The 7,168-nt window shown below is 70.8% G+C and carries 7 protein-coding genes; 5 read left to right on the plus strand and 2 right to left on the minus strand.

What is annotated here, in order from left to right:
* From FNH05_RS38340 to FNH05_RS27920, 4 genes are all read left to right on the plus strand, one after another.
* Window positions 1–1,004: hypothetical protein (locus FNH05_RS38340; protein ID WP_186382773.1), on the plus strand; the 1,004-nt coding region annotated here is incomplete at its 5' end.
* Window positions 1,005–1,154: 150 nt separating this feature from the next.
* On the plus strand, window positions 1,155–1,961 hold the full coding sequence (locus FNH05_RS27910) for a hypothetical protein (RefSeq protein WP_144591830.1): 807 nt from the start codon (window positions 1,155–1,157) through the stop codon (window positions 1,959–1,961).
* A 173-nt stretch (window positions 1,962–2,134) separates the two neighbouring features.
* Window positions 2,135–3,649: a serine/threonine-protein kinase gene (locus tag FNH05_RS27915; protein ID WP_144591831.1), complete on the plus strand. Its 1,515-nt coding sequence runs from the start codon at window positions 2,135–2,137 to the stop codon at window positions 3,647–3,649.
* Between the two features lie 81 nt (window positions 3,650–3,730).
* The gene (locus FNH05_RS27920; RefSeq protein ID WP_144591832.1) at window positions 3,731–4,708 is read left to right on the plus strand and encodes a serine/threonine-protein kinase; all 978 of its coding nucleotides are present in this window, start codon (window positions 3,731–3,733) and stop codon (window positions 4,706–4,708) included.
* Between the two features lie 36 nt (window positions 4,709–4,744).
* On the opposite strand, the gene FNH05_RS27925 is transcribed toward FNH05_RS27920, so the two are convergent.
* Window positions 4,745–5,641, minus strand: a complete 897-nt coding sequence (locus FNH05_RS27925; protein ID WP_144591833.1) for a LysR family transcriptional regulator — start codon at window positions 5,639–5,641, stop codon at window positions 4,745–4,747.
* An 83-nt stretch (window positions 5,642–5,724) separates the two neighbouring features.
* Between FNH05_RS27925 and FNH05_RS27930 the strand changes: the two genes are divergently transcribed.
* Window positions 5,725–6,657, plus strand: coding sequence for a DMT family transporter (locus FNH05_RS27930; protein WP_144591834.1), 933 nt, complete (start codon window positions 5,725–5,727; stop codon window positions 6,655–6,657).
* Here the strand turns inward: FNH05_RS27930 and FNH05_RS27935 are convergent.
* On the minus strand, window positions 6,637–7,168 hold a 532-nt coding region (locus FNH05_RS27935; protein WP_144591835.1), incomplete at its 5' end, for a LuxR C-terminal-related transcriptional regulator. The genes FNH05_RS27930 and FNH05_RS27935 overlap by 21 nt on opposite strands.

Consider the following 7,168-nt stretch of genomic DNA (forward strand, 5'->3'; position numbering starts at 1 on the left):
CCGCCGCACCGCGCTACGACGAAGGCAGCCAGTCGGGCTTCCTGTCGGTCAGCGGCAGGCTCCCGCTGCCGGAGCAGGCCTCCCCCGCGTCGCCCGTGTCCTCCTCGGTGCCGTCACCGACTCCGCCGCCTCGAACGAGGGTCAGGCTCACCGCTCCCACCTGCCATGAGGCCGGTTCGGGCGACGACGTCCGCGTCTACGTGGCACCACCGGAAACCGGGCTGTCCACCTTCGATCTGGGCAGCGTGCCCGCCTCGGTCACCCCTCCCCGGAGCTGGCGCAGGGCCGCCTGGTTCGCCACCGCCTCGTCGGGCGGCGTGGTGGTGGCGCTGCTGTTCGCCGGATCCGCACTGGTCGGCAAGCCCGCCCCGGAACAGGCGTCGGGGGGCTGGGTCCCCGGCCTTGGCGGCGGCCTGCCCACCGTCGCGGGGGAACAGCTCGGCCCGGGCCCCCTCGCCCGGTACAGCGGCCCCGGCACCAACTCCTCCAGCACGCTGAGCACGCAGTTGGACCCGAGCCGGTCGTCCTCCGGGCCTGCCGCGGTCCGCGACACCGGCGAAAGCACTTCGGCCGCGGACAGCGACGCCGCGCCCCGCCCGTCGGCTCCCAGCGATCCGGCGGGCTCGGCCCCGCTGGTCACCTCGGTTCCGCCGAAGCCGGCGCCCACCCCCGCGCCCTACGACTCCGACCCGTTCCAGCTCAGCTTGCAGCAGGCGGACCCGGGCACACTGGCCAGAACCTCTCAGCGATATCTCGACAGCGTGACCGCCAACCCCGCCCAGGCCCACGAGCTGACCACCGGCGAACTGCGGGACGAGGGGACGGAGGGGCTAGCCGAGAAGTACTCCGAGGTGGCGTACTTCGAGGTCGAGCACATCCAGGTGCACCAGTACGACGGCCGGACGGTGTGCACCGTGAAGACCGTGCACAAGAACGGCCGCCAGACCGTCGAGCAGCGCACCCTCACCTTCGACGGGACGAAGATCTCCAGCGACGGGAACTGACCCGCCCCCGCGCCTCGTTGGGCCACTCGAGTGAAGCGCGTGCCGCTCATCGTCCGCTGACGTCAGTCCACCGACGAAAGCTGGCCGGTAACGACTTGACGCGGTTCGCTGATGAACGAGCAGACAACCCGATCAACCGAAACAGAGGCCATGAGAGTCGTGCACGATCGGCGGCGGTCCCGGCAGGCGCCGGACGCCCTCACCGTCGAGGACCTGCTCGCCGCGCAGGATCTCGCCCTCGAGCTGGTCGAAAGCGAGTACCTCACCGAGTCGGTCCGCGAGTCCAGGAAGTTCCTGCCGCCGTCCCGGCTCCACGTCGACGGGAGCGCCGCGTCCCGCGAACCGGAGAGCAGGCTGGCGAAGATCGCGAAGCTCGCCGGGCTGAGCACGGCCGCGTCGCTGCTGGTCGGCGCCGTCGTGGCGTCGGCGCTGCTGACCCGCGGGCGTCCCGCCGATTCCGGCCGCGCGACCTCCGCCCCGCCGCCGATCACCGGTGCCGCCGCACTCGGCGGCTTCGTGACCGGTGCCGACACCAGGCCCACCGCAAACGCGCCGCTCGACGGGTACGGGAACACCGTGCTCGCCCCGCAGATCCCGGTCGCCGCCACCCGCCAGACCCGGCCCGGCGGTCAGGCCGCGGAGGGCCCTGCCGAGAAGCTGGCCGTGGTGGCCGAGTTCTACCAGCGGATGGGCTCGCCCCAGCCCGAGGACGCCCTGAGCATGCTCGTGCCGAGCCTCGCCGGGAACGAGCCCGGCCGCCTGATCCGGGCCTGGGCCTCGATGAAGGAGATCCACGTCGAGCAGACCTCGGTACAGCGGGACGGTTCGGTGCGCGCGGTCGTCACCGTGGTGCAGCGGAACGGCACGAAACTGCGGGTCACGCAGGTTCTGACGCTGGCGTCGAACGCTCCCAACGTCATCTCCCAGGCACAGCTGCTCTCCGCGGAGCAGCTGTAGCACGCGACCACAGGCCGTTCCCAAGAGTGCCACCTGTATGTGCACAGAGTGAGCGCCCTAGCCTTGACGGTGCTGGTCTCGGGTAATCCGGCCCATGGGCCCGCGATATGTGCATACGCTCCTGGCATGCGGCATGCTGTCGCGCCCTGTAAGCAGCCCCCGAAGGAGGTCGCGTGAGCGACGAGGGTCGCCTGGTCGCCGGCCGGTACCGGGTCGTGCGCAAGATCGGGTCCGGTGCCATGGGCGCCGTGTGGCAGGCGCACGACGAGCTACTCGCCCGCACGGTCGCGATCAAGCAGCTGCTCCTTCAGCCCGGGCTCGACCACCACGAGGCGGAAGACGCCAAGCAGCGCACGATGCGCGAGGGCCGGATCGCGGCCCGGCTCCACCACCCGAACGCCATCTCGGTGTTCGACGTGGTCACCGACGACAACGGCCATCCGTGCCTGGTGATGGAGTACCTGCCGTCCACCAGCCTGGCCGAGGTGCTGCGGGACCGGAAGACGCTGCCGCCGCTGGAAGTGGCGCGGATCGGGGCCCAGATCGCGTCCGCGCTGAAGGACGCGCACGCGGTCGGCATCGTGCACCGCGACATCAAGCCGGGCAACATCCTGCTCGCCGACAACGGCCTGGTGAAGATCACCGACTTCGGCATCTCCCGCGCCAAGGACGACGTCACGGTCACCAAGACCGGCATGATCGCCGGTACTCCGGCCTACCTCGCGCCCGAAGTCGCGATCGGCGGCGACCCCGGCCCCGAGTCGGACGTGTTCTCCCTGGGCTCGACGCTGTACGCGGCCTGTGAGGGCCAGCCGCCGTTCGGGTTGAGCGAGAACACGCTGAGCCTGCTGCACGCGGTGGCGGCCGGGCAGATCAACCCCCCGCGGCAGTCCGGTCCGATGGCCAGCGTGCTCGCCGTGCTGCTGCATCCCGAGGTGCAGCACCGCCCCACCGCCGAAGAGGCCGAGGAACTGCTGGCCGCGGTGGCGCGCGGGGAGACCCCGCTCGGCGGCCCCGCGGCGGAGACGCAGATCGCGCCGTCCGGCGGCACCCTCGGCATGGCGGCCGGTCCCGGCGCCACCCGCGCCTTCAGCGGCTCGCTCGGGACCCCGCCGCCGGACCGTTTCTACGACGAGTACGACGACGACTACGCGGACGACGCCTACGAGGCGGGCGGATATCCGCAGGACGACTACGACCGCGGCACCCGGGTGGCCCCGGCGGGGTACGACGAGTACGACGAAGAACCGCCTCCGCCGCCGCGGCGCCCCGTTGCCGCCGATGAGGACGAAGAGGACCAGCCCGGCAAGTGGAAGGTGCCCGCGGCGATCGGCGCGGTGGTGCTCATCGGACTGGTGGCGCTGGGTATCTGGCTGTTCAGCGGCCCGAAGGGCGGCGGCAGCACGAACACCACCGGCAACGTGTCGACCACGCCGGTGCCGGGCGCCTCGTCGTCGGTGGAGACCACGGAGAGCGCGACCGCTTCGATGACGGAGTCCTCCCCGACGCGGTCGTCGAGGTCTTCCGAGTCCTCGGCGAAGCACAGCAGTGTGTCGGACACGCCCACTTCGGACACCTCGAGTTCGTCGAAGAAGAGCACACCCAGCTCTCCGAGCTCGAAGCAGTCCACACCGCCGTCCAGCGACACGCCGACTGTGTCAAACACTTCGTCTGCGAACAGCGGCTGATGGCACCGTTTCCGTTGTGGTGACGCGGAACAAGTAGGGTGGCGGCGACTCCGGTGGCCGTCCGCACGACGAGAGGTGGTTGTGGGTACTGAGGGCACAGTCGTAGGCGGCAGGTACCGCTTGGACCAGCCCATCGGCCATGGCCGCGCGGGCATCGTCTGGCTCGCCTACGACACTCTCCTGAACCGGACGGTGGCGGCGAAGCGGATCTACTCGCCGCCCGGGCTCGATCCCGCGCAGGCCGAGCAGGCGGCCCAGTTGGCCGTCCAGGAGGGCCGTGCCGCCACCCGGGTACTGCACGCCTGTGTGATCACGGTTTTCGACGTGGTGCGTGAGGGGCCCGACGCCTGGCTCGTGATGGAGTTCGTGCCGTCCCGCAACATGACCACGTTCCTCTCCGAGCACGGCACCCTCACCCCGGATCAGGCGGCCTTCCTGGGCGGCCAACTGGCTTCGGCCCTGATGGCCGCCCACCAGCTCGGAATCGTGCATCGCGCGCTGGAACCGGGCAATGTGCTGCTCGCCGACGACGGCGGCGTGAAGGTCACCGACGTCGGGATCACCGGTCCCGGGCCGCATCCGGCGTTCCGCGCGCCGGAGGTGGCCCTCGGCGGCCCCGCCACGCCCGCCTCGGACGTCTTTTCCCTTGGCGTGACGCTGTACGTGGCGGTGGAGGGTGTTCCACCGTACGGCGAGAACGGCACCGATCCGCTACGGGAACCGCAACGCGCGGGCGAGCTGGCGGGTGCGCTGATGAAGCTGCTCCGGGAGGATCCCCTGTCCCGGCCGACGCTGCCGGACACCATCGTCTCGTTCCAGGCCATCACGCAGGGACGGCAGACCGCGTTCATCCCGCCGACGGCGCCCGTACTGCCGACGATGCCGGTGGCGATGCCGATGGCCCAGCAGGGGCCGATGGTCCCGCAGGGTGCGATGGCCTCGAAGGCCCCGATGATCACCCTGACCCCGGAGCGCATCCGTGCCCTGATCCTCACCGTGGCGTCGATCCTGGTCGCCGCCGCGGTCGGCATCGGCATCACGCAGCTGCTGTTCCTCTGAGCACGGCGGCGGCGGATCTCCTCACCAGGTGCGCCGCTACGGCACAGCGCGGCGCGAGCGGAGGTTGTCGACGAGGCAGCGGACCACGGGCTGGTCCCTGGCCCGCGCCGCGATCGCGGCCTGGATGCTGCGAACCGGCTCCGGCCGCCGCAACCGCTTGACCACAACGCCCTTCGGCGCGGCCCCGAGGCCGAGCACCGGCACCAGGCTGATGCCGAGCCCGGCCGCCACGAATCCCTGCGCGGTCTGGTAGTCCTCGCAGTCCATCACGAAGTTCGGCACGAACCCGGCCGCTCCGCAGGCGGCGACCAGCACGTCGCGGCAGGGGCCGGGAAGCCCCTCACTGCCGACCCACGGTTCGTCGGCCAGATCGGCCAGGTCCAGCACGGGCTTGTGGGCCAGCGGGTGGTTCTTCGGCAGGATCGCGCGGTACGGGTCGTCGAGCAGGTGCACCAGTTCGACGCCTTCGCCGTGCCACTCCCCATGCCACACGATGACCGACACGTCCACCTCACCGGCCTGCACCAGCGGGACGGAATCGACCGGTTCGAGCACCTTCAGGTCCAGTTGGACGCCGGGGAACTCGCGGCGGACCGTGGCCACCGCGGGCGGGACGAGCGCGGCGCCCGCGGTGGCGAAGTAGCGGATGGTCAGGCGGCCGGTCCGGCCCGCCTTCAGATCGGCGAGCTCGGCCTCGGCCTTCGAAAGCTGCGCGCTGATCACCTCGGCGTGTTCGGACAGCAGCGTTCCGGCGGGCGTGGGCCGGATTCCGCGCCCGACCCGTTCCAGGAGGGCGATGCCCGCCTCGCGTTCGAGGGTGGCGAGTTGCTGGCTGAGCGCGGACGGGGTGTAGCCGAGGTTGCGAGCGGCCGCCGAGATCGACCCGCTGCTGATCACGGCCCGCAGCACCTGAAGGCGACGGACGTCGAACATGCCGACGATCATACAGTTTTGCTTAATGATTCCTGCAGTTAATTTCGCTTGTCCTTACGATCACGCTCGGCGAAGCTGAGCGGGTGGGAGAGACGAAAACGCTGTTGCGGCTGGCCGCGCTCGCACTCATGTGGGGCTCCAGCTTCTTCTGGGTCAAACTCGGCCTGACCGCCTTCACCCCCGTGCAGCTGGTCCTCATCCGCGTCGCGCTCGGCGCCGTCGTCCTGCTCACGCTCTGCCTGCTCCAGCGCAACCGCCTGCCCGCGCGGCCGCGCGTGTGGCTGCACCTCGCCGTCGCGGCCCTGCTCCACAACGCCCTGCCCTTCGTGCTGTTCGCCGTGGGCGAGAAGACCGTCAGCTCCGGGATCACCGGCGTGATCAACTCGACGACTCCACTGTGGACAGTGCTGGTCGCGCTGGCGACCGGGGTGGACCGCACGATGAGCAGGCCGCGACTGCTGGGACTCGGCCTGGGCCTCACCGGTGTCGTGCTCATCTTCGCGCCCTGGCAGGAATCGGGCCTGCTCAGCTGGGGTGCGCTCGCCTGCATCGCGGCCGCGATCAGCTACGGACTGGTCATCGTCTACGAAGGCCGGTTCCTGTCCGACACCGGCAGTTCCCCCCTCGCGCTGGCGGGTGCCCAGATGACCATGGCCACCGGTTTCGTCCTGCTCGCCATGCCGGCAGGCGGAATCGCCCCGGTGCACCCGAACCCGGTCGCGATCGTCGCGATCGGGGTACTCGGCGTGTTCAGCACCGGCATCGCCTTCGCCCTCAACTACCAGGTGATCGCCAGCGAGGGCGCCGTGGCCGCCTCGATGGTCGGCTACCTGATCCCGGTGGTGTCCGTGCTGCTCGGCGCCGCGTTCCTGCACGAGGGACTCAACCCGCGCGTGCTCGCCGGCATGATCGTGGTGCTGGCCGGGGTGGCGCTCACCCGGCTCCGCGGGCGCGTCGCCGCCACCCCGCCCGAACCGGTGCCGGTGGCGGTGACCTCAGACGAGGCGACGGTCTGAGGCCCAGCGCGAGAGTTCGTAGCGGTTCGACAGCTGGGTCTTCCGCAGAACGCTCGACACGTGCGTCTCGACCGTCTTCACGGAGATGAACAGCTCCGAAGCGATCTCCTTGTAGGCATAGCCACGGGCGAGCAGCCGGAGCACGTCCCGTTCGCGCGGGGTGAGCAGGTCGAGCTCGGGGTCGCTGATCGGCGCGGAACCCGGCCGGTCGGCGAACGCGTCCAGCACGAAACCCGCCAGCCGCGGGGAGAACACCGCGTCCCCGTCCGCGACCCGGTTGATCGCCCGGACCAGCTCCTTCGACGAGATCGTCTTCGTGACGTAACCGCGTGCACCCGCCCGGATCACCGCGATCACGTCCTCCGCCGCGTCGGACACCGACAGCGCGAGGAACACCACGTCCGGCAGCTCCGGCCTGATCCGGCGCAGCACCTCGGCCCCGCCACCGTCGGGCATGTGCACGTCGAGCAGCACCACCTGCGGCTTGGTCCGGTTGATCCCGGCGACGGCC

Source organism: Amycolatopsis rhizosphaerae (genome assembly GCF_007713715.1).
Classification (GTDB): Bacteria; Actinomycetota; Actinomycetes; order Mycobacteriales; family Pseudonocardiaceae; genus Amycolatopsis_E; species Amycolatopsis_E rhizosphaerae.

Bases quoted from the DNA above. Each gene is read 5' to 3' on its own strand.
- FNH05_RS27925 (WP_144591833.1), bottom strand. From the start codon at position 5,641: ATGTTCGACGTCCGTCGCCTTCAGGTGCTGCGGGCCGTGATCAGCAGC.
- FNH05_RS27910 (WP_144591830.1), top strand. From the start codon at position 1,155: ATGAGAGTCGTGCACGATCGGCGGCGGTCCCGGCAGGCGCCGGACGCC.